This window comes from Pseudomonas sp. NPDC089996, from assembly GCF_044748405.1.
In the GTDB taxonomy this organism is placed as follows: domain Bacteria; phylum Pseudomonadota; class Gammaproteobacteria; order Pseudomonadales; family Pseudomonadaceae; genus Aquipseudomonas.
In genome coordinates, this window is the sequence record NZ_JBIVGA010000004.1 from 35,741 (window position 1) to 57,604 (window position 21,864).

The window sequence follows — 21,864 nt, forward strand, 5'->3', positions numbered from 1 at the left end:
CGCGAAATGAGGGCGAAGCCCTCACTGCTTACTCAAAGCCACACACAATCCCAATGAGAATACTCGCCTGCACGTCGAACCAGCCCAGCTCGAACAGGATTGGCAATGATGTATCGCGCAGCTGCCTTCACATCCTCTTCCCGGCGCAATGCCCTATCGTGAAATCCAGGTTGCCAGATGTGTTGTCGCTCAGCCCCAGCTTTATACAGCGCACAACTGCTTCGCGACTTGAATGCGCACATCAGGTTACCCAGGTTCGCTGAGCCAAGTTCGATCAACCAGTGCAAATGATCTGGCATCAGCACCCAGGCCAGTGATCGACAGCTGCCCTCCTCATCGGATTGCCGCAATTGACTGATGACAACTCGCGCAAACAGCAGGTCGCTGAAGAGTGGGTTTCGATTACGAGTCACAGTGGTAAGCAGGTACAGCCTGCCAGGCTCTGAATAGCGCCCTTGCCTCAGGCGGTGATTGCCTTGACCGTACATGTCATTTTCCTTTGAACATTGCGTTCAACGGTAGACCCAGTGTCCCCAAGGACCGCGTACAGACCATTGCCAGGTGTGACGTAGTGGAGGGCTTCGCCCTCATTTCGCGACGCAAGGCCGCTCCTACAAAGGAGCGGCCTCTGTGATCACGACGAGAGGTAGGACGAGCGAGTCAGGCCCAAACGCAACGCATCGAGGAACTGGGTCCGCTCACGTGCGCTGATCCTGGCGCTGGCCACCTTGTCTCGGTAGTGAGTCATCAACTCCTCCGGCGACAGGTGCACGTAGCGCAGCATGTCTTCGATGGTGTCGTGGGTCTCGATACCGGCGTGGTACACGCTGCCATCGGCGTTCTGGTAGATGTTCACCGAATCGGTGTCACCGAACAGGTTGTGCATGTCGCCGAGGATTTCCTGGTAGGCACCGACCAGGAACACGCCCAGCAGATAGTCCTCACCTTCGTTGACCGCATGCACCGGCATGCTGGTCTCGATGCTCTGCTCGTCGACGTACTGGTTGATCTTGCCGTCGGAGTCGCAGGTCAGGTCCTGCAGCACGGCACGACGCATCGGCTCTTCGTCCAGGCGGTGCAGCGGGATGATCGGCAGTACCTGGCCGATGGCCCAGGTGTCCGGCAGGCTCTGGAACACCGAGAAGTTGCAGATGTACTTGTCGGCCAGCTTGTCGTTGAGCTCGTCCAGCACCTGGCGGTGCGAGCGCTGGCGGGCTTTGAGCGAGTTGTGCAGGCGACGACACACGGCGAAGTAGCACTGCTCGGCCAAGGCTTTTTCGGCCAGGCTGATCTTGCCATCGGCGTACTGCGCTGCCACGTCGCCCATATAGTGGGTGGCACGCCAGTAGGTTTCGGTGACCATCTCGATGTCGGTCGGGCCCAGCAGGTCCACCAGCCACTGCACGGTTTCCGGCAGGGCTTCCTTGTTCTCGATGGTCGGCACATCGTCGTTGTGCTTCTCGACGTCGGTGACCTGGATCACCAGCATGGCGTGGTGCGCCGTCAGCGAACGGCCGCTCTCGGAGAAGATGTGCGGGTGCGGCAGGCCCTGCGCGTCGCAGAACTCCTTGAGCATGCCCACCACCACGCCGGCGTAATCGTCCATGTCGTAGTTGATCGAGCTGGCGTTGCGCGAGTGGGTACCGTCGTAGTCCACGCCCAGGCCACCGCCGACGTCGATATGGTCGACCGGCAGGCCCAGCGCACGCAATTCGCCGTAGTAGCGGATGGCTTCCTTGAAGCCGTGCTGGTAGTCGGCCAGGTTGGCGATCTGCGAGCCCATGTGGAAGTGCAGCAGGCGGATGCCCTGGTCCAGGCCGGCATCGCGGAAGCGCTGCACCACCGAAATCAGCTGGGCGGCAGACAGACCGAACTTGGACTTCTCGCCCCCGGTATCGGCCCACTTGCTCGAGGCCAGCGACGACAGGCGCACGCGCAGGCCGACCTGTGGCTTGACCTTGAGCTCGGCGGCCTCGTCGATCACCAGCGCCACTTCCGACTCTTTCTCGATGACGATGAATACGTTGTGGCCAAGCTTCTGGCCCATCAGCGCCAGGCGGATGAATTCGCGGTCCTTGTAGCCGTTGCAGACGATGGTGCCGCCCTTCGGCGCCAGCGCCAGCACTGCCAGCAGCTCGGGCTTGGAACCGGCTTCCAGGCCGATCGACACGTTTTGCGTGGCGATGATGTTTTCCACCACCGCTTCCTGCTGGTTGACCTTGATCGGGTACAACGCGGTGTATTGGCTCTGATACTCAAGACGCGCGATGTTGGCATCGAACGCGCCGGTCAGCTGACGCACCCGGTCCTGGAGGATGTCGGGGAAACGTACCAGCAGCGGCAGCGACAGGCCGCTCTGGCGCAGCCCGTCGACCTGTTCGAACAAGTCAATCGGCGCGCTGCCAGGGCCGTTGGGGCGCACTTCGACGCGCCCGGCTTCATTGATGGCGAAATAACCAGCGCCCCAATGGCGGATGCCATAAACACTGCGGCTGTCGGCCACGGTCCATTGGCTACCATCGTCTTTGCGTGTGCGTCGTACGGACATTCAAGTCCCCTATAGATAAGTCGAAGACACTGCCCCACAAGCAGGCGGGCGCAGTGTAAAAGCCAAAAATGACGATTCGTCCGTGCCCTGGGGTAGACCCTGGTCACGGGAACGAGTTTAGAAAGCGTTGGGCAAAAAATCGCGCCGGCGAATCAGCCGCCGGACTTTTTCGCCTTGAAGCCCTGCTTGATCAGCTCGGCAATCAGCAGCTCGACGTGGTCGCCCTGGATCTCGATCACCCCCTCCTTCAGGGCGCCGCCGGTACCGCAGCGGCGCTTGAGGGTGGTGGCCAGCTCCTTGAGCTGGTCGAGCGGCAGCGGCACACCGGTGACGGTGGTCACGGTCTTGCCGCCACGGCCTTTGCTTTCACGGCGCACACGGGCGATGCCGTCACCTTCGGGGATGACGTGCTGCTTGCAGGTGCAGGCGTCCACCGGTTGGCCACAGTCGGGGCAATGCCGGCCGGCATCGGTGGAGTAAACGAGACCGCCAAGGGCGGCGAAGGAAGAAGCTTTCTTGGCCACTTTTGTTCCTCTGTGCTGAGGACAAAAACTGGTCGGTACCTGGGGCAGGAACCGACCGCGAAGCCCCACTCTGGCAGGGGCGGCGCTACTGCCGCAAGATCCTGCGGCAGCCCGAAAAGGGCGCGCAGTGTAACGATAAATCAGTCTCTTGCTAAGTACTGGAATGCGCCATTTTGCGAATGATTTGCGACTATTCGCGGGCACGCCCGCTCCCACAGGGGCTGTGCAGCGCTTGAGACCGGCGCCGCACCTGTGGGAGCGGGCGCGCCCGCGAAAGGGCCGGGACAGCCAGAACAACTATCCCAGGCTGGCCTTGTAACGCTGTAAGGCCGCCAGCGAGTCCGGGCAATACGGTTTGATCAGGCTTTCCTGCTCAGCCAGCTCAAGGCTGACGAATTTCGCCTCGATCACCTCTTCCGGCTGCAACCGCAATGGTGCATCCGACACCGCCGAATACACCGCGCACCACAGGTGGTTGTCTGGCTGATCGAAATAGAAGCGCTCATGAAAGCGCAGCTCGACGCCTTCGATGCCCAGCTCCTCGGCCAGCTCCCGTGCAGCCGAGTCGTCATACGCCTCGCCTGCCGTCACCATGCCGCCAGCGGCCACATCCCAATGCCCCGGGTACAGCGCCTTGCTCAGGGCCCGCCGATGCACGCACAGCTCACCGGCACTGTTGAACAGCAGAATGAAGGTGCAGCGGCCGATCAGGCCGCGCTCACGCAGCTCGGCCCTGGGCAGCGCGCCGAGCACCTGGTCGGCTTCGTCCACCCAGGCAACCAGCTCGCGGTCAGAAGCCGCCCGGTGGGCGGCCTCGTTGGCGCTGATGGCCATGCTCAACCCTGCGACAGCAGCTGGCGCAGGTCGATCACCGCAGCGTTGGCCCGGGAAATGTAGTTGGCCATGACCAACGAATGGTTGGCCCACATGCCGAACCCGCTGCCGTTCAGTACCATCGGGCTCCACAGTGGCTCCTGCGAGGCTTCCAGTTCACGAATGATCTGGCGCACGCTGACCGTGGCGTTTTTCTTCGCCAGCACGTCGGCAAAGTCGACCTCGATGGCGCGCAGCACATGCGACAGCGCCCAGGCCTGGCCACGGGCTTCATAGAACACGTTGTCGATCTGCAGCCACGGGGTTTCCACCAGCTCTTCATCCACCTGCGGCGCCTGGCCGGCGACTACCGACTCGGTCTTCAGGGTGGAGTTGAGCTTGACCCGGCCAACACTGGCCGACAGGCGCTGCGACAGCGAACCCAGGCGGGTAGCGACGTCACCCAGCCAGTTGTTCAGGTTGTCGGCGCGGGTATAGAAGATCGCGCCCTTGTCGCCGGCGGCCAGGCGGGTCTGGTAGCGGCTCAGCGACTTGATGCCCTCTTCGAACTCCGACTCGCTCGATGGCAGGATCCAGCTCTTGTTGTCAAAGTTGAAGCGCGGTTCGGCCTTGGCCAGGTCGGCGTCTTCGGTGGATTGCGACTGCGAGCGGGCGAAGTCCTTGCGCAGGGCCCGGGACAGGTCGCGCACCTGCACCAGTACGCCGTACTCCCAGCTCGGCATGTTGTCCATCCACAGGCCCGGCGGGAAGCGGTCGTTGGAAATGTAACCGCCCGGCTTGTTCAGCAAGGTACTGGCCACGGTCTTGAGGGTTTCGATGGTGGTATAGCCGACCACCATCTGCTGGCCGCTGCGCTCGGCGGCGGCCTGGGCATTCTGCTGAACCGGGAACAGGTCCGGCTCTTCGCTCCAGTACCAGCCCAGGCCGATGCAGACCAGCAGGTACAAGCCGATCAGCGTCCCCAGGGCACGGCTCCAGAGGCCGCCAACGTAGCTACGGGCTGCGGCGCCGCGGCCATCCACACGCTCGCGAGGCTCGGCTTTGGCCTCGCGGTTTTTCCAGTCCAGCATGGCTTTGTCCTTAATCAGTCACGACGGTTCACGGGGTTGGACCACAGGCCAGCGCCAGGGTGCCACGGCAAGCCCGCGTCGCAGCACTATAAAGCAGACACCGCCGTACGCATAAGCGACCAATGAGTCTGTCAGTGAATAATCGTCCGCATAGCTTCGTCGATGTAGACAGCCTCGAACAGTGGCGCAACGCCACCAGCGTCATCACCTGGTAACAAATTCGCCATAAATTCAGGCACCTATCTCTCGACTCCCCCGCAGGAAGTTCGCGGCTATGCGCCTGAAGTGGCTGACCAATTTCAACACCCTGTTGCTGGTGACCGTGTGTATTGCCCTGGGTGCGACCTTGTGGTGGTCGCAACGCGCCCTGGAGCGGCCCTATCAGTTGATGGAGCGCTACCTGGGGCTGTCACAGCAGTTCCAGTATCAGACCGCAGGCAACGTCCAGGCCTACCTGGGCAGCGGCGATGCCTTGCGCCACGCCGCTGCGGTCGAAGCCAACAAGCAGCTCGAAGCCTCCTTGGCCGACTGGCCACCAGACCTGGCCGCCAAGCTGCGCCCGAGCCTGAACACCCTGCAGGCCTTCAGTGCCAATGAGCTGCTCGCTGCCGGCAAGCTGGCAGGCGACCCGCAGGCTCTGCTGTTGCAGGCCGAACGTGAGCTGGGGGCCAATTTCGAACAGTTGGCCGGGTATGCCCGCGACAGCGGCAGCAGTGCAGCCAACGATTACCTGCTGCCACTGCTCGACGCCACCGTGCACCTGGGCCGCCTGTCGCTGGCCCGGGACAAGCTGGTCAGCAGCGGCCGCGCCGAACTGGCCGACGAAGTCGAGCGCGAACTGCAACTGATCCGCACCCAGGCCCAGGTCATCGACGGCCTGCCGCTGCTGGGCGTGACCCGCGCCGCCGAATCCAACGCCGACGACTTCGCAGCCATGATGGGCCTGGAGTCCCAGGCTGGCGCGCAACAGGAAGATGTGGCAGTCGGCCTCAAACGCGAGCTGCAAAGCCTGCTCAACCGCTACCCCGCCGAGCTGCAGCGTACCCGCGAGCAGATCGAGCGCCGCACCGCCCTGGCCGCCAGCACCAACCAGCGGCTGGATGCCGTGCAACAGGCCATCGCCGGCCTCGAACCGCAAGTCCGCGGCCAGCACGCGAAGATTGCCGGCGAAGTGCGCATCATGCAGGGGTTGATGATCGGCCTGATCCTGCTGATCGCCCTGCTCATCGATACCTTGCAGCGGCGCCTGGCCCGCACCCTGACCAGCCTGGCTCCGGCCCTGTCGCGCTGGGCCGAAGGCGACTTCGCCGCGCCCATCGCCCTGGGCAGGACCTACCGCGAGCTGCACGATATCCAGGAATCACTCAACCGCCTGCGCCAGTACCTGGTGGAGCTGGTCGGCACCATCCGCCACAACGCCGAGCAGGTGGCTGGCAGCAGCCATGCCCTGGCCGGCATGAGCGCCGCCCTGCACGACGGAGCCGAACGCCAGGCCGGTGACACCGGGCAGATTCGCGATGCGCTTGGCGAGCTGGAAGCGACCATCCAGCAAGTGGCCGGCGATGCCAGCTCCGCCGCCGATGCCAGCCGCGACGCCGGGCGTGCGGTGGAGCAGGGCCAGACGGTGATCGGCCAGAGCCTCTCGGGGCTGCGGGCGCTGGTCGACGAGGTCCAGGGCAACGCACGGATGATCGAGCAGTTGGCCGAGGAATCGGCCACCATCGGTGGCGTGCTGACGGTGATCCGCTCGATTGCCGAACAGACTAACCTGCTGGCGCTGAACGCGGCCATCGAGGCAGCCCGTGCGGGTGAGATGGGCCGGGGATTTGCAGTGGTGGCCGACGAGGTGCGCTCACTGGCGCAGCGCACCACGGGTGCAACCGGTGAGATCCAGGCCCTGATCGACCGCCTGCAACAGGCAGCGCGAGAGTCGGTGGCCGGGATGCGCACCCAGCTCGAACATGCTGAAGCCACCGCCAATCAGGCTCAGGCCGCCGATGGCGCGCTGGACGAAATCGTCAGCGCTATCCGTACAATTGCCGATACCGCGGTGCGCATTGCCGATGTCACCGCGCAGCAGAGCGGTGCGGTGAGCGAGATTCGCGATCACAGTGAGCGGATTCATGAATTGGGTGAGGACAACCTGCAGCGCATCGGCGAAGGTCGTGAGCAAGGTGAGCAGCTGCTGAGCCTGGGCGGGGAGCTGAGCAAGGCGGTGCGGGCCTTCAGGGTCTAGCAAGGCATACGCTACCCATGTGGGGGCCTTGCGTCGCGAAAGGGCCGCAACGCGGCCCCAGCAATATCAGCGCTGATGCACATATCCTGGGGGCGCTTCGCACCCCTTTCGCGACGCAAGGCCGCTCCCACAAGGACAGTGGATGCATCAGGATCGCAACAGGCCTCCTGCCCACTGCCCCCCCAAATCACCGCCAACTCCGCTATCATGCCGGGCACGTTCCACCTCGCGAGTCCGCCATGCGCCGCCTGTTTTTCCTGCTGTTCCTGCTGCTGGCCAGCCCTGCTTTCGCCACGGGCCTGCTCGACAACCGCCCCAGCGCCACCCTCGGCGCCGCTTCGCTGTCCAACAACGCCGACTTCCTGCCGGTGCACGAGGCCTTCAAGCTCAGCCTGGTGCAGGCCGACGCGCAAACCATCAAACTACGCTTCGTCGCCACCGACGGTTATTACCTGTACCGCCACCGCTTCCACTTCCGCACCGAACCGGCAGACATCGCCCTGGGCACGCCCGACATTCCCAAGGGCGAAGCCAAGCACGACGAATTCTTCGGTGACGTCGAGGTGTACCACGGCGTGCTCGACATCGAAATACCACGCACCGACGCCCGCGCCTTCACTCTGCTGGTCGGCTACCAGGGCTGCGCCGACAAGGGCCTGTGCTACCCGCCGGAAACCGAGCGCCTGAGTATCAATGGTGAAGGTGCCAGCGCAGCCACTGCCTTGCCCGCAGGCAGCGAACAGGGCTGGAGCTGGAAGTCGCTGCTGCTGTTCTTTCTCGCCGGGGTCGGCCTGACCTTCACCCCGTGCGTGCTGCCGATGCTGCCGATCCTCTCCGGCGTGGTCCTGCGTGGCCAGGTCGGCGGCCTGCGCGGTCTGGCCCTGTCGCTGGCCTACGTGCTGCCGATGGCTGCCAGTTTTGCCGTGCTTGGCGCGCTGATGGGCCTGTTCGGCGCCGGTCTGAACCTGCAGGCACGCCTGCAATCGGCTTGGGTGCTGGTGCCTTTCGCGCTGTTCTTCGTGGTGTTCGCCCTGGCCATGTTCGGCCTGTTCGAACTCAAGTTGCCCCAGGGCCTGAGCAACCGCCTTAACAACGTCGCCAACCACACCAGGGGTGGCTCACTGCTCGGTGCGGCAGTGCTCGGCGTACTCTCCAGCCTGCTGGTCTCGCCCTGTGTATCAGCGCCGCTGGCCGGTGCCTTGCTGTACATCAGCGCCAGCGGCGACGCCGTGGGCGGGGCGCTCAAGCTGTTCGCCCTGGGCCTGGGCATGGGCGCCCCCTTGCTGCTGATCGCCACGGGGGGAGCCGCCTGGCTGCCAAAGAGCGGCCCTTGGCTGAACACCGTTAAAAACGCCATCGGCGTGCTGCTGCTGGGCCTGGCCATCGGCTTGCTAAGCCGCGTGCTGCCAGGGCCGGCGACCTTGCTGCTGGTCGGCTTCCTGGCTGCTGGGGTGGCGTTGTTCCTCGGCACCCTGGAGTTGGTGGTCAAAACGCCACATCAACGCCTGGCACAGCTGCTCGGCCTGGCCCTGCTGGTGTATGCCCTGGCCTGCTGGTACGGCGCCTTGAACGGCCAGGGCGATCCGCTGCGGCCACTGCCAGCCCGCGTCGTGGCAAGCGCCAGCAGCCCGGCGGCGGCAACCTCGGGCGCCTGGCAGACCGTGACCACGCCGACGGCGCTGGACGCCGCCCTGGCCCAAGCCAAGGCCGCAGGCCAACCGGTACTGCTGGACTGGTACGCCGACTGGTGCATCAGCTGCAAGGTGATCGAACACGAAGTGCTCAATGCACCGCAGGTTCAAGGGCAGTTGGGCGCCTTCAAGCTGCTGCGCTTCGACCTTACCGAGAGCAGCGCCGAACAGCGCACGCTGCTTGACCGATACCAGCTGTTCGGCCCACCAGCGCTACTGTTCTTTGCTGCGAACGGCAGCGAAATGACCACCGATCGGGTCATTGGCGAGATAAACGCCGGGGAATTTGCGCAAATTCTGACGCGCGTTCGGGGCAAACTCGGTCTATAACTTCCCGCGAGCCGGGAATTTTCTCCCAATCAGTGACCAGATTTAATTATTTGGTCACATACTTCGCGCGAACCTCGGGCAACGTGCTGGCTATTGCCGGGAACTGGACACTTGCCGTCGCTTTGCGGCACACTCGCCGCGCTGTGTCGAATTGCCCTACAAATCCAAGGAAACCGCAGATGGCAACCCTACTGGTGCTTCACGGCCCCAACCTGAACCTGCTCGGCACGCGCGAACCGGGCCACTACGGCGCCGTGACCCTGGCCCAGATCAACCAGGACCTGGAGCAACGCGCCCGCGCCGCTGGCCACCATCTGCAATACCTGCAGAGCAATGCCGAATACGAATTGATCGACCGTATTCACGCTGCACGCAACGAGGGTGTGGACTTCATCCTGATCAATCCGGCTGCTTTCACCCACACGAGCGTCGCATTACGTGACGCATTGCTCGCGGTGAGCATCCCATTCATCGAAGTGCACCTGTCCAACGTGCACAAACGCGAACCGTTCCGTCACCACTCCTACTTTTCCGATGTAGCCGTAGGTGTGATTTGCGGCCTGGGCGCCAGCGGTTATCGCCTGGCCCTGGAGTCCGCACTGGAACAACTGGCTGCCAACGCACAGCCCTGATAACGAAAACCCTGGCCTCAGTGGGCCGGGGTTAGAGAGAAACGTTCAGATACGTTTTTGTATTTCGCCCCCTGACCGAACCTTTGGGAGTTGATGATTAATGGATATCCGTAAAGTCAAGAAACTGATCGAGCTGCTGGAAGAGTCTGGCATCGACGAACTGGAGATCAAGGAAGGCGAAGAGTCGGTCCGTATCAGCCGTCACAGCAAGACCCCGGCTGCCCAGCAGTTCTACGCACCTGCACCGATGGCTGCCGCGCCTGTAGCCGCCCCGGCCGCTGCCGCTGCGCCAGCCGCTGCTGCCGAAGCTGCCGCCCCAGCCCTGAAAGGCAACGTGGTGCGCTCGCCAATGGTCGGTACCTTCTACCGCAAGCCTTCGCCGACCTCGCCGAACTTCGCTGAAGTTGGCCAGAGCGTGAAGAAAGGCGACACCCTGTGCATCGTCGAAGCGATGAAGATGATGAACCACATCGAAGCCGACTTCGGCGGTGTCATCGACGCCATTCTGGTAGAAGACGGTCAGCCGGTTGAGTTCGACCAGCCGCTGTTCACCATCGTTTGAATCGCGGAGAGCCAACGATGTCTGCGAAGCTCGAAAAAGTCCTGATCGCCAACCGCGGGGAAATTGCCCTGCGGATCCTGCGTGCCTGTAAAGAGCTGGGTATCAAGACCGTCGCCGTGCACTCCACCGCTGACCGCGAACTGATGCACCTGGGCCTGGCAGACGAGTCGGTCTGCATCGGTCCCGCGCCATCCAAGGATTCGTACCTGAAGATCCCGGCGATCATTGCCGCCGCAGAAGTGACTGGCGCTACTGCGATCCACCCTGGTTATGGCTTCCTGGCTGAAAACGCCGATTTTGCCGAGCAGGTTGAAAAATCCGGTTTCGCCTTCATCGGCCCGAAAGCCGACACCATTCGCCTGATGGGCGACAAGGTTTCGGCCAAGGACGCGATGATCAAGTCGGGCGTACCGACCGTGCCAGGCTCCGATGGCCCGTTGCCGGAAGACGAAGAAGTCGCCCTGGCGATCGCCCGTGACGTCGGCTACCCGGTGATCATCAAGGCCGCCGGTGGCGGTGGTGGTCGCGGCATGCGCGTGGTGCACAAGGAAGAGGACCTGATTGCCTCGGCCAAGCTCACCCGTACCGAAGCCGGTGCTGCCTTCGGCAACCCGATGGTCTACCTGGAGAAGTTCCTGACCAACCCACGCCACGTGGAGGTTCAGGTGCTGTCCGACGGCCAGGGCAACGCCATCCACCTGGGCGACCGTGACTGCTCGCTGCAGCGCCGTCACCAGAAAGTGCTGGAAGAAGCCCCGGCCCCGGGCATCGACGAGAAGGCCCGCCAGGAAGTCTTCAAGCGTTGCGTCGATGCGTGCATCGAAATCGGCTACCGCGGTGCCGGCACCTTCGAGTTCCTGTACGAGAACGGCCGTTTCTACTTCATCGAGATGAACACCCGCGTACAGGTTGAGCACCCGGTGTCGGAAATGGTCACCGGTATCGACATCGTCAAGGAGATGCTGAGCATCGCCGCTGGCAACAAGCTGTCGTTCCGCCAGGAAGACGTGGTCATCCGTGGTCACTCGCTGGAATGCCGGATCAACGCCGAAGACCCGAAGAAGTTCATTCCGAGCCCAGGCAAGGTCAAGCACTTCCACGCCCCGGGCGGCAACGGCGTTCGCGTCGATTCGCACCTGTACAGCGGCTATTCGGTTCCGCCGAACTACGACTCGCTGATCGGCAAGCTGATCACCTACGGCAAAGACCGCGACGAAGCCATGGCGCGCATGCGCAATGCCCTGGACGAAATCGTCGTCGACGGCATCAAGACCAACATCCCGCTGCACCGTGACCTGGTGCGTGATGAAGGTTTCTGCAAAGGCGGCGTCAACATCCACTACCTCGAGCACAAACTGGCTAACCAGGAGTGATCTCGGCAGCGTGATGCATCAGAACCCCGGACATGTTCCGGGGTTTTTTATTGCCCTGTAGGAGCGGCCTGCTCCAGCGCCTTCTGCCCTGCTCTACAAACCTCCCACACTCGCGTAAACTGCCAGCCTTCGCGCAGCCTCGGGCTGCCCCTGTCGATTTACCAAAGGTGCCCGCCATGCCTTGGCTGCAAGTACGCCTGGCCATCAGCCCGGAACAAGCCGAAACCTACGAAGACGCCCTGCTCGAAGTCGGCGCCGTATCGGTCACGTTCATGGATGCCGAAGACCAGCCGATCTTCGAACCCGACCTCAACACCACCCCGTTGTGGTCGCACACCCACCTGCTGGCACTGTTCGAAGCCGACGCCGAGCCTGAAGCGGTATTCGCCCACCTGCAATTGCTGACCGGCGCCGAGTTGCCCGAGCATCAGGCCGAGGTGATCGAAGACCAGGACTGGGAGCGCAGCTGGATGGACGGGTTCCAGCCAATGCGCTTCGGCCAGCGCCTGTGGATCGTGCCGAGCTGGCACGATGCCCCGGAAAAGGACGCGGTCAACCTGCTGCTCGACCCGGGCCTGGCCTTCGGCACCGGCACCCATCCGACCACCGCGCTGTGCCTGGAATGGCTCGACGGCCAGCAGCTGCAAGACACCCAGGTGCTGGACTTCGGCTGCGGCTCGGGCATCCTCGCCATCGCAGCCCTGTTGCTGGGTGCTCGCGAAGCCGTCGGCACCGACATCGATGTGCAGGCCATCGAAGCCTCGCGTGACAACGCCCAGCGCAACGGCATCGCCGACGACAAGCTGGCGCTGTACCTGCCCGAGCACATGCCGGCCATGCAGGCCGACGTACTGGTCGCCAACATCCTCGCCGGCCCGCTGGTGTCGCTGGCGCCGCAGCTGGCCGGCCTGGTCCGCTCAGGTGGCTTGCTGGCGCTGTCGGGCATCCTGGCCGAACAGGGTGAGGAGGTGGCTGCCGCCTACGCTGCCGACTTCGATCTGGACCCGATCGTCGTACGCGACGGCTGGGTACGCATCAGTGGTCGGCGCCGCTAAGCGGGCCTAGAATACTTCTCTGCACAGCTCCCGGATTGCCGCATGACCGACAGTTTCGTCACCCAGTGCCCGCATTGCCAGACCAGCTTTCGCGTCACCCATCACCAGTTGAGCGTGGCTCGCGGCGTCGTGCGCTGCGGTCACTGCCTGCAGGTGTTCAATGCGGCCAAGCAGTTGCTGGAGCAGAACCGCGCCGCGGCTGGCGTCGCCCCCGTGCCGCCACCGCCAGCGGTGGCAGCCCCTGCCGCTGCGCCTGAACCGGTCGCCAACGAGCCGGCGCCGGTCAAGAATGAAGAGTGGGCGACTACCGCCCAGGCACTGGATGAACTTGACCTGGACCAGGAGCTCGCCCGCCTGGAGCGCCGTGACGATGCAGCCGAACAGCGGCCGGACGCCAAGGCCGATGCCCTGCAGGCCCGCCGCGACGAACCGGCTGCCGACGAGCATGGCGACGAACTGTTCGGCACCGCCACCGACGACCCAGACGATCCGCTCGCGGCCCACGAGCCGGCGCCGGTCCTGCTGGAAGAGCAGCCACTGGAGCCTGAGCCGGGCGATCGTACCGAGCCGACCCTCGGCGGCAACCTCGACCTCGACCTCGACGACGAACCGGCCGCGCACCACGCTGGCAAACCAGAGCCTGCACAGCGGCTCGACGAGCCCGATGACGATGTCATCCACGAAAAGGGCCTCAGTGCCCGTGATGACGACGACACCGGCCTCCACCTGTCGGCCCGCGACGACGACCCGCACGAGCCACTGCCCGGCGAACGCCTTGAGCCTGGTTTCGCTGCCAGGCCCGAGCGCCCGTCGCGCAAGGAACCGCTGGTCGACGTGGTCGACGACCCGCTGCAGCTGGGCTGGGAGAAACCCCAGCCCAATTGGGGCAAACGCCTGTTGTGGGGTTTCCTGACCCTGCTGGCCGCTGGCCTGCTGGCGTTCCAGTATGTGTGGTTCCACTTCGACGAAATGGCCCGCCAGGATCAGTACCGGCCGGTGTTCCTGCAGGTATGCCCGATGCTCGGCTGCGAAGTGCCAACCCGCGTCGATATCGGCCGGATCAAGAGCAGCAACCTGGTCGTGCGCAGCCACCCGGACTTCAAGGGTGCACTGATCGTCGACGCGATCATCTACAACCGCGCACCGTTCGCCCAGCCGTTCCCGCTGCTGGAGCTGCGTTTCGCCGACCTCAACGGCCAGCTGATCGCCAGCCGTCGCTTCAAGCCCAGCGAGTACCTGTCGGGTGAGCTGGCCGGGCGCGGTGAAATGCCCAGCCAGACTCCGATCCACATCGCCCTCGACATACTCGACCCGGGCCCCAAGGCCGTTAATTACAGCCTCAGCTTCCGCTCGCCGGAATAAGCGACAAGCGGCTAGCTGCAAGCCTCAAGACGCGCAAGCCGATAGCCGGTCTGCATCCTCTTGCAGCTTGAAGCTTGCCACTTGCAGCTCGCCCGATTGTTCAGAATTTATCCAAATCCATCTTTATCCGGTCACCGAGAGCGGGTATCATGCCAACCCTTTTTCGACTCCAATGATTCGGCCCCACAACAGGGAACACCTATGTCGGCGGTACGCATCGGCCCATACACACTACGCAACAACCTGATCCTCGCGCCCATGGCCGGGGTCACGGACCAGCCTTTCCGTACACTTTGCAAGCGCCTGGGCGCAGGCATGGTGGTGTCGGAGATGGTCAGCAGCGACATGAGCCTGTGGAACAGCCGCAAGTCCAGCCTGCGCCGCATCCATGAAGGTGATCCCGAGCCGCGCTCGGTACAGATCGCCGGCGGGGATGCGCAGATGATGGCGGCGGCGGCCCGGGCCAACGTCGAGGCAGGCGCCCAGATCATCGATATCAACATGGGCTGCCCGGCAAAAAAAGTCTGCAACAAAGCTGCAGGCTCTGCTTTATTGAGAGATGAAGCTCTGGTCACCGAAATCCTCCATGCCGTGGTCGGCGCGGTGGACGTACCGGTGACGCTGAAAATCCGCACCGGCTGGGACCGGGCGAACAAGAACGGCCTGAACGTGGCGAAGATTGCCGAACAGGCCGGCATCCAGGCGCTGGCGGTGCATGGCCGCACGCGCGCCGACCTGTACACCGGTGATGCCGAATACGACACCATCGCTGCCATCAAGCAGGCAGTGTCCATTCCGGTTTTTGCCAATGGCGATATCACTTCGCCAGAAAAGGCCCGGGCGGTGCTGGACGCCACCGGTGTCGACGGTTTGCTGATTGGCCGGGCTGCCCAGGGGCGGCCGTGGATCTTTCGTGAGATCGAACATTTTCTGGGGACTGGCCAGCATTTGCCGGCCCCGCAGTTGGACGAAGTGGAACGCATCCTGCTAGAGCACCTGGCCGCGCTGCATGCCTTCTATGGCGATGTGATGGGCGTACGTATTGCCCGCAAGCACGTGGGCTGGTACCTGGCAACACGACCCGGTGGCAAGGAGTTTCGCTCCCGGTTCAACGCTTTGGAAGACACACAAGCGCAGTGCGCCAACGTTCGCGCGTATTTCAGCGAACGTCGACAGAGCCTTGATACAGAGGACGGACAAGGGGTGGCCGCATGACGATGATGACCGAGACATTAGTGAGTGGAACAACGCCCGTGAGCGACAACGCCAACCTCAAACAGCACCTCAACACGCCGAGCGAAGAGGGCCAGACCCTTCGCGACAGCGTCGAGAAGGCGCTGCACAACTACTTCGCACACCTGGAAGGCGCGACCGTCACCGACGTGTACAACCTGGTGCTCTCCGAAGTCGAGGCGCCCCTGCTCGAAAGCGTGATGAACTACGTTAAGGGCAACCAGACCAAGGCCAGCGAGATGCTCGGGCTCAACCGTGGCACCCTGCGCAAGAAGCTCAAGCAGTACGACTTGTTGTAAGCCAGAATCCCGATCAGAAAAGGCGGCCTCTGTGAAGAGACGCCTTTTTTGCTGACTCCACCGCGTTATTGGAATCCGAAATGACCGACCAGACTACCCGCCTGCCAGTCCGCCGCGCCCTGATCAGCGTCTCCGACAAGACCGGTATCCTCGAATTCGCCCGTGAGCTGCAACAGCTCGGTGTCGAGATCCTGTCCACCGGCGGCACCTACAAGCTGCTCAAGGACAACGGTGTGAACGCGGTGGAAGTGGCCGACTACACTGGCTTCGCCGAAATGATGGATGGCCGGGTCAAGACCCTGCACCCGAAGATCCACGGTGGCATCCTCGGCCGCCGCGGCACCGACGACGCCATCATGAACGAGCACGGCATCAAGCCGATCGACCTGGTCGCCGTCAACCTGTACCCGTTCGAAGCCACCATTTCCAAGCCAGGCTGTGACCTGCCGACCGCCATCGAGAACATCGACATCGGCGGCCCGACCATGGTCCGTTCGGCTGCCAAGAACCACAAGGATGTCGCCATCGTGGTCAACGCCAGCGACTACGCCGGCGTGCTGGAAGGCCTGAAGGCCGGCGGCCTGACCTACGCCCAGCGCTTCGACCTGATGCTCAAGGCGTTCGAGCACACGGCCGCCTATGACGGCATGATCGCCAACTACATGGGCACCATCGACCAGGCCAAAGAAACCCTGAGCACGGAAGCGCGCAGCGAATTCCCGCGTACCTTCAACAGCCAGTTCGTCAAGGCCCAGGAAATGCGCTACGGCGAGAACCCGCACCAGAGCGCGGCGTTCTACGTTGAAGCGAAAAAAGGCGAAGCCAGCATTTCCACTGCTGTCCAGCTGCAGGGCAAGGAACTGTCGTTCAATAACGTGGCCGACACCGACGCCGCGCTGGAGTGCGTGAAGAGCTTCGTCAAGCCAGCCTGCGTTATCGTCAAGCACGCCAACCCGTGCGGCGTTGCCGTCGTACCTGAAGACGAAGGCGGCATCCGCAAGGCCTACGACCTGGCCTATGCCACCGACACCGAGTCGGCGTTCGGCGGCATCATCGCCTTCAACCGCGAGCTGGACGGCGATACCGCCCAGGCCATCGTCGACCGTCAGTTCGTCGAAGTGATCATCGCGCCAAAAATCTCCCAGGCTGCCCGCGACGTGGTGGCAGCCAAGCAGAACGTGCGTCTGCTGGAATGTGGCGAGTGGCCAGCCGAGCGCGCTGCCGGTTGGGACTTCAAGCGTGTCAACGGTGGCCTGCTGGTACAGAGCCGTGATATCGGCATGATCACCGCCGATGACCTGAAAATCGTCACCAAGCGTGCGCCGACCGAGCAAGAGGTCCACGACCTGGTGTTTGCCTGGAAAGTGGCCAAGTTCGTCAAGTCCAACGCCATCGTCTACGCCAAGCAGCGCCAGACCATCGGCGTCGGCGCAGGCCAGATGAGCCGCGTCAACTCCGCCCGCATCGCTGCCATCAAAGCCGAACATGCCGGCTTGCAGGTACAGGGTGCGGTCATGGCTTCGGACGCGTTCTTCCCGTTCCGTGACGGCATCGACAATGCGGCTAAAGTGGGTATCAGCGCCGTGATCCAGCCGGGTGGTTCGATGCGTGATGCCGAGGTGATCGCTGCCGCTGATGAAGCCGGCATCGCGATGGTCTTTACTGGCATGCGCCACTTCCGCCACTAATCAGATGTCAGGCCGATCCCGGCCTTTTTGTGGGAGCGGCCTTGCGTCGCGAAAGGGCTGCAAAGCAGCCTCGGATTTCAGCTTCGCAGCAGAAACTGCCGGGGCCGCTTTGCGGCCCTTTCGCGACGCAAGGCCGCTCCCACACAAGAGCCAGAATCGGCGCCAAACAGAATTCGAGGTTTTGACATGAAAGTTTTGATCATCGGCAGCGGCGGCCGTGAGCACGCCCTGGCCTGGAAAGTCGCCCAGGACCCACGCGTTGAAAAAGTCTTCGTTGCCCCGGGCAACGCCGGCACCGCCATTGAAGCCAAGTGCGAGAACGTCGCCATCGACGTCTGCGCGCTGGAGCAACTGGCCGACTTCGCCGAGAAGAACGTCGACCTGACCATCGTTGGCCCGGAAGCGCCACTGGTGATCGGCGTGGTCGACCTGTTCCGCAGCCGTGGCCTGGATTGCTTCGGCCCGACCAAGGGCGCAGCCCAGCTGGAGGGTTCCAAGGCCTTCACCAAGGACTTCCTGGCGCGCCACAAGATCCCGACCGCCGACTACCAGAACTTCACCGAGATCGAGCCGGCCCTCGCCTACCTGCAGGAAAAAGGCGCACCGATCGTGATCAAGGCCGACGGCCTGGCTGCGGGCAAAGGCGTGATCGTCGCCATGACCCTGGAAGAAGCCGAAGCCGCCGTGCGTGACATGCTGGCCGGCAATGCCTTCGGCGAAGCCGGTTCGCGTGTGGTCATCGAGGAATTCCTCGACGGCGAGGAGGCCAGCTTCATCGTCATGGTCGACGGCCACAACGTGCTGCCAATGGCGACCAGCCAGGACCACAAGCGCGTCGGCGACCAGGACACCGGCCCGAACACCGGCGGCATGGGCGCCTACTCGCCTGCCCCGGTGGTAACTCCGGACGTTCATCAGCGCGTGATGGACCAGGTGATCTGGCCGACCGTGCGTGGCATGGCCGAAGAAGGCAACGTCTACACGGGCTTCCTGTACGCAGGCCTGATGATCGACAAGGCGGGCAACCCCAAGGTCATCGAGTTCAACTGCCGCTTCGGCGACCCTGAGACCCAGCCCGTCATGCTGCGCCTGGAGTCGAGCCTGGTGCTGCTGATCGAAGCCGCCTTCGCCAAGGCCCTGGACAAGGTCGAAGCCCAGTGGGACCCGCGCCCGAGCCTGGGCGTGGTACTGGCTGCCGGCGGTTACCCGGGCGACTACGCCAAGGGCGACGTGATCAACGGCCTGGAGGCTGCGGCCAAGGTCGAAGGCAAGGTGTTCCATGCCGGTACTTCGCTGAAAGACGGCCAGGTGGTCACCAACGGCGGCCGCGTGCTGTGCGCCACCGCCATGGGTGCGAGCGTTGCCGACGCCCAGCAACAGGCGTATCGCGTGGCCAAGGAAGTGAGCTGGAACGGCAGCTTCTATCGCACCGACATCGGCTACCGGGCCATCGCCCGCGAGCGCGGTGAGCAGCAGTAAGTTGTACCGGTTTGCCGCAGCGTGCCGCTGGGCCTCGTGCCTGCGGCCTCCGGCTCGTCGACAGGGCCCCCTGGGGGCCTTGCCTTCGACTTGGCGCGCCGCGCATAGTTAGCATCTGGCACATCGGCTAGGAAGGGATCTCGTAGTGCGTCGGCTTCGGATTGCCACAGCTCTGATCGTCAGCTTGCTGACCATGCTCTGCCTGCTCCCGGCTTCGGCCGAACAGGGCGCAGGCTGGTCCCTTCTGCTCGATGAACAGGCCAACCTGCAATTGAGCGACGTGCGCTCCGATCGCTATCGCAGCCAGTTCAGCCCGACCACCCTCGGCGAGCTCGACGCCGCACCGGCCGAACAAGCGCTGTGGTTGCACTATCGCCTGGAGCCGGGCGACCAGGAGCAGCTGCTGCGGGTGTTCGCTCCCGACCTGTCCCGTCTCGATCTCTACGCCCTGGATGGCGACAGGCTACTGCGCCAGCTGCACCATGGGCGCCAGGCCGGCAACGCCAGCCCCACCCTGCGCGGCAGTGACCATGTATTACCCTTGCCCAACAGCCAGCATGCGCTGGACATCTACCTGCGCCTGGTCTCGGAACACCAACTGCGCCCGGCCATCAGCCTGGAACCCGCAGCGGTAGCCGCGTCCGACCACAGCCAGCCCCTACTGTTCGGCATGCTGTTCGGCGGCCTGGTGATGCTCATCCTGCACAACCTTATCCGCTTCCTCTACACCCGCTCCAGCACCACGCTGTACCTCGCCCTGTACCACGGGCTGATGATGCTCAGCGGCCTGATCCTGCTCAACCTCAGCGGCCCGTGGTGGCACCTGTGGCACAGCGCGCAGACCCCGGCCGCCTACCTGACCCTGGTGCTGGCCGGGTTGTCGGGGCTGTACTTTACCCAGCACTTCTTCTCACCCTGCAACTCGCCGCGGCTCAACCGCCTGCTGCAGGGCGAAATGCTGGTCGCCGCGGTCAGCGGGTTGATCCTGCTGTTCGTCGATACCCTGCCGCTCAACCTGATGACCTATGCCCTGCTGGCCATCGGCAGTGTGACCATGCTGCTGGCCAGCAGTTACCACTGGTACAAGGGCTATGCTCCCGCTCGGCTGTTCAGCATCGCCATGCTGGTGTTCAACCTCGGCGGCCTGGTGTTGCTGCCCGCCCTGCTCGGGCTGACCCGTACCTCGACGCCGTGGCTGCTGTGCATCCTCCTGGGCATGACCGTGGCCAGTGGCCTGCTGCTCAACCTGGCGGTCAGCGAACGCTTGCGGCGCATGAACGAAGAACGTTTCAGCGCCAGCCGTGCGTTGGCGGCCAGCGATGCCGAAATCAACGCCAAGGCGGAGTTCCTGGCGAAGATCAGCCACGAAATCCGCACCCCCATGAACGGCGTGCTGGGCATGACCGAACTGCTGCTCGGCACACCGCTGTCGGTCAAGCAGCGCGACTATGTGCAGACCATCCACAGCGCCGGTAACGAGCTGCTGACGCTGATCAACGAGATCCTCGACATTTCCAAGCTCGAATCGCGGCAGATCGAGCTGGATGATGTGCAGTTCGACCTCAACGCCCTGATCGAAGACTGCCTGAACATCTTCCGCGCCAAGGCCGAGCAGCAGAACATCGAACTGATCAGCTTCACCCAGCCGCAGGTGCCGCGGGTGATCAGCGGTGACCCCACGCGCCTGCGCCAGGCGCTCTCGAGCCTGCTGGAAAATGCCCTGAAGAACACTTCCCAGGGCGAGATCCTGCTGGTGGTGGCACTGGACCAGCGTGGCGAAATCCCGCGTCTGCGCATCGCCGTACAGGACAGTGGCGAGCCGCTGCCAGCTGCCGAGCGTGAAGCCCTGCTGCAAGCCGAACTGCACAGTCACCACTTCCTCTCCAGCAACAAGCTCGGCGGCCACCTCGGGCTGGTCATCGCCAAGCAACTGATTGGCCTGATGCAAGGCGAATTCGGCATCAAGAGCAGTACCAGCATGGGCAACACCCTGTGGCTGACCTTGCCGCTCGACCCGTCACGCCTGGAACAACCGCCGGCGGACCTCGATGGCCCATTGCGCGACGCCCGGGTGCTGGTGGTGGACGACAACGACACCTGTCGCAAGGTACTGGTGCAGCAGTGCAGCGCCTGGGGCATGAATGTCAGCGCGGTGCCGTCCGGCAAGGAAGCGCTGGCCCTGCTGCGAACCAAAGCGCACCTGCGCGACTACTTCGACGCGGTGCTGCTGGACCAGAACATGCCCGGCATGACCGGCATGCAGCTGGCAGCCAAGATCAAGGAAGACCCGAGCCTGAACCACGACATCCTGGTGGTGATGCTCACCGGCATCAGCAATGCGCCCAGCAAGGTCATCGCGCGCAATGCCGGGGTCAAGCGCATCCTCGCCAAGCCGGTTGCCGGTTACACACTCAAGACCACCCTGGCCGAAGAACTGGCCCAACGCGGTCGCGAGCAGGCCATCCCGGCACCACTGCCCGGTGCGCAGGCCATTCTAGAATTGCCGAGCGACTTCCGTGTGCTGGTGGCCGAAGACAACAGCATCTCGACCAAGGTCATCCGCGGCATGCTCGGCAAGCTCAACCTGGAGCCCGATACCGCCAGCAACGGCGAGGAGGCCTTGCAGGCGATGAAGGCACAACGTTATGACCTGGTGCTGATGGATTGCGAAATGCCGGTGCTGGACGGTTTCTCTGCGACCCAGCAGCTGCGTGCCTGGGAAACCACCCACCAGCGCCAGCGAACTCCAGTGGTGGCGCTCACCGCGCATATACTCGCAGAGCACAAGGAGCGCGCGCGGCTGGCCGGCATGGACGGGCACATGGCCAAGCCGGTAGAGCTGTCGCAATTGCGCGAACTGATCCAGTACTGGGCCAATCAGCGCGAAGCCAAGGCTGATCCGGCACATACTTCATAGCCAAGCCGATCGCGCCGGCCTCATCCCTCAA

The 21,864-nt window shown here is 63.6% G+C and carries 17 protein-coding genes; 12 read left to right on the forward strand and 5 right to left on the reverse strand.

From position 1 onward, the window contains the following. Positions 1-32: 32 nt before the first annotated feature. From ACIPW4_RS08045 to ACIPW4_RS08065, 5 genes are all read right to left on the reverse strand, one after another. Entirely contained in the window at positions 33-488 is a 456-nt protein-coding gene (locus ACIPW4_RS08045; protein ID WP_400656519.1) for an REP-associated tyrosine transposase, read from the reverse strand. A gap of 146 nt (positions 489-634) precedes the next feature. Further along, entirely contained in the window at positions 635-2,548 is a 1,914-nt protein-coding gene (speA, locus tag ACIPW4_RS08050; protein WP_400656522.1) for an arginine decarboxylase, read from the reverse strand. A gap of 152 nt (positions 2,549-2,700) precedes the next feature. After that, positions 2,701-3,072 carry a translation initiation factor Sui1 gene (locus tag ACIPW4_RS08055; RefSeq protein WP_400656524.1) on the reverse strand — a complete coding sequence of 124 codons (372 nt, stop codon included), beginning with the start codon at positions 3,070-3,072 and terminating at the stop codon, positions 2,701-2,703. A 297-nt stretch (positions 3,073-3,369) separates the two neighbouring features. Further along, entirely contained in the window at positions 3,370-3,906 is a 537-nt protein-coding gene (locus ACIPW4_RS08060) for an NUDIX hydrolase (RefSeq protein WP_400656526.1), read from the reverse strand. A 2-nt stretch (positions 3,907-3,908) separates the two neighbouring features. Further along, positions 3,909-4,976: a DUF2333 family protein gene (locus ACIPW4_RS08065; protein ID WP_400656528.1), complete on the reverse strand. Its 1,068-nt coding sequence runs from the start codon at positions 4,974-4,976 to the stop codon at positions 3,909-3,911. A gap of 388 nt (positions 4,977-5,364) precedes the next feature. Between ACIPW4_RS08065 and ACIPW4_RS08070 the strand changes: the two genes are divergently transcribed. The 12 genes from ACIPW4_RS08070 (at position 5,365) to ACIPW4_RS08125 (ending at position 21,833) form a co-directional block, all read left to right on the forward strand. Continuing rightward, positions 5,365-7,212 carry a methyl-accepting chemotaxis protein gene (locus ACIPW4_RS08070; RefSeq protein ID WP_400657228.1) on the forward strand — a complete coding sequence of 616 codons (1,848 nt, stop codon included), beginning with the start codon at positions 5,365-5,367 and terminating at the stop codon, positions 7,210-7,212. Positions 7,213-7,451: 239 nt separating this feature from the next. Beyond that, entirely contained in the window at positions 7,452-9,233 is a 1,782-nt protein-coding gene (locus ACIPW4_RS08075; protein WP_400656530.1) for a protein-disulfide reductase DsbD, read from the forward strand. Between the two features lie 179 nt (positions 9,234-9,412). Beyond that, positions 9,413-9,865, forward strand: coding sequence for a type II 3-dehydroquinate dehydratase (aroQ, locus tag ACIPW4_RS08080; RefSeq protein ID WP_008093086.1), 453 nt, complete (start codon positions 9,413-9,415; stop codon positions 9,863-9,865). A gap of 100 nt (positions 9,866-9,965) precedes the next feature. Next, positions 9,966-10,427: an acetyl-CoA carboxylase biotin carboxyl carrier protein gene (gene accB / locus ACIPW4_RS08085; protein ID WP_400656532.1), complete on the forward strand. Its 462-nt coding sequence runs from the start codon at positions 9,966-9,968 to the stop codon at positions 10,425-10,427. Positions 10,428-10,444: 17 nt separating this feature from the next. Further along, positions 10,445-11,800: an acetyl-CoA carboxylase biotin carboxylase subunit gene (accC, locus tag ACIPW4_RS08090; RefSeq protein ID WP_400656534.1), complete on the forward strand. Its 1,356-nt coding sequence runs from the start codon at positions 10,445-10,447 to the stop codon at positions 11,798-11,800. Between the two features lie 176 nt (positions 11,801-11,976). Then, positions 11,977-12,855: a 50S ribosomal protein L11 methyltransferase gene (gene prmA / locus ACIPW4_RS08095; RefSeq protein ID WP_400656536.1), complete on the forward strand. Its 879-nt coding sequence runs from the start codon at positions 11,977-11,979 to the stop codon at positions 12,853-12,855. A 42-nt stretch (positions 12,856-12,897) separates the two neighbouring features. Beyond that, positions 12,898-14,217: a DUF3426 domain-containing protein gene (locus tag ACIPW4_RS08100; RefSeq protein ID WP_400656538.1), complete on the forward strand. Its 1,320-nt coding sequence runs from the start codon at positions 12,898-12,900 to the stop codon at positions 14,215-14,217. A gap of 201 nt (positions 14,218-14,418) precedes the next feature. Beyond that, the gene (gene dusB, locus ACIPW4_RS08105) at positions 14,419-15,432 is read left to right on the forward strand and encodes a tRNA dihydrouridine synthase DusB (protein ID WP_400656540.1); all 1,014 of its coding nucleotides are present in this window, start codon (positions 14,419-14,421) and stop codon (positions 15,430-15,432) included. Beyond that, entirely contained in the window at positions 15,429-15,749 is a 321-nt protein-coding gene (gene fis / locus ACIPW4_RS08110; protein WP_008093076.1) for a DNA-binding transcriptional regulator Fis, read from the forward strand. Before dusB ends, fis begins: the two co-directional genes overlap by 4 nt. 80 nt (positions 15,750-15,829) lie before the next feature. Further along, the gene (purH, locus tag ACIPW4_RS08115; protein ID WP_400656542.1) at positions 15,830-17,437 is read left to right on the forward strand and encodes a bifunctional phosphoribosylaminoimidazolecarboxamide formyltransferase/IMP cyclohydrolase; all 1,608 of its coding nucleotides are present in this window, start codon (positions 15,830-15,832) and stop codon (positions 17,435-17,437) included. 186 nt (positions 17,438-17,623) lie between these two features. Further along, on the forward strand, positions 17,624-18,916 hold the full coding sequence (purD, locus tag ACIPW4_RS08120) for a phosphoribosylamine--glycine ligase (protein WP_400656544.1): 1,293 nt from the start codon (positions 17,624-17,626) through the stop codon (positions 18,914-18,916). Positions 18,917-19,061: 145 nt separating this feature from the next. After that, the gene (locus ACIPW4_RS08125; RefSeq protein ID WP_400656547.1) at positions 19,062-21,833 is read left to right on the forward strand and encodes a response regulator; all 2,772 of its coding nucleotides are present in this window, start codon (positions 19,062-19,064) and stop codon (positions 21,831-21,833) included. Positions 21,834-21,864: the final 31 nt, after the last annotated feature.

Excerpts from the sequence above, each read along its gene's own strand:
- accC (WP_400656534.1), top strand. The coding sequence starts at position 10,445 with ATGTCTGCGAAGCTCGAAAAAGTCCTGATCGCCAACCGCGGGGAAATT.
- prmA (WP_400656536.1), top strand. The coding sequence starts at position 11,977 with ATGCCTTGGCTGCAAGTACGCCTGGCCATCAGCCCGGAACAAGCCGAA.
- ACIPW4_RS08065 (WP_400656528.1), bottom strand. The coding sequence starts at position 4,976 with ATGCTGGACTGGAAAAACCGCGAGGCCAAAGCCGAGCCTCGCGAGCGT.
- dusB (WP_400656540.1), top strand. The coding sequence starts at position 14,419 with ATGTCGGCGGTACGCATCGGCCCATACACACTACGCAACAACCTGATC.
- purH (WP_400656542.1), top strand. The coding sequence starts at position 15,830 with ATGACCGACCAGACTACCCGCCTGCCAGTCCGCCGCGCCCTGATCAGC.
- ACIPW4_RS08075 (WP_400656530.1), top strand. The coding sequence starts at position 7,452 with ATGCGCCGCCTGTTTTTCCTGCTGTTCCTGCTGCTGGCCAGCCCTGCT.
- fis (WP_008093076.1), top strand. The coding sequence starts at position 15,429 with ATGACGATGATGACCGAGACATTAGTGAGTGGAACAACGCCCGTGAGC.
- ACIPW4_RS08070 (WP_400657228.1), top strand. The coding sequence starts at position 5,365 with ATGGAGCGCTACCTGGGGCTGTCACAGCAGTTCCAGTATCAGACCGCA.
- speA (WP_400656522.1), bottom strand. The coding sequence starts at position 2,548 with ATGTCCGTACGACGCACACGCAAAGACGATGGTAGCCAATGGACCGTG.
- aroQ (WP_008093086.1), top strand. The coding sequence starts at position 9,413 with ATGGCAACCCTACTGGTGCTTCACGGCCCCAACCTGAACCTGCTCGGC.
- accB (WP_400656532.1), top strand. The coding sequence starts at position 9,966 with ATGGATATCCGTAAAGTCAAGAAACTGATCGAGCTGCTGGAAGAGTCT.
- ACIPW4_RS08045 (WP_400656519.1), bottom strand. The coding sequence starts at position 488 with ATGTACGGTCAAGGCAATCACCGCCTGAGGCAAGGGCGCTATTCAGAG.
- ACIPW4_RS08100 (WP_400656538.1), top strand. The coding sequence starts at position 12,898 with ATGACCGACAGTTTCGTCACCCAGTGCCCGCATTGCCAGACCAGCTTT.
- purD (WP_400656544.1), top strand. The coding sequence starts at position 17,624 with ATGAAAGTTTTGATCATCGGCAGCGGCGGCCGTGAGCACGCCCTGGCC.
- ACIPW4_RS08060 (WP_400656526.1), bottom strand. The coding sequence starts at position 3,906 with ATGGCCATCAGCGCCAACGAGGCCGCCCACCGGGCGGCTTCTGACCGC.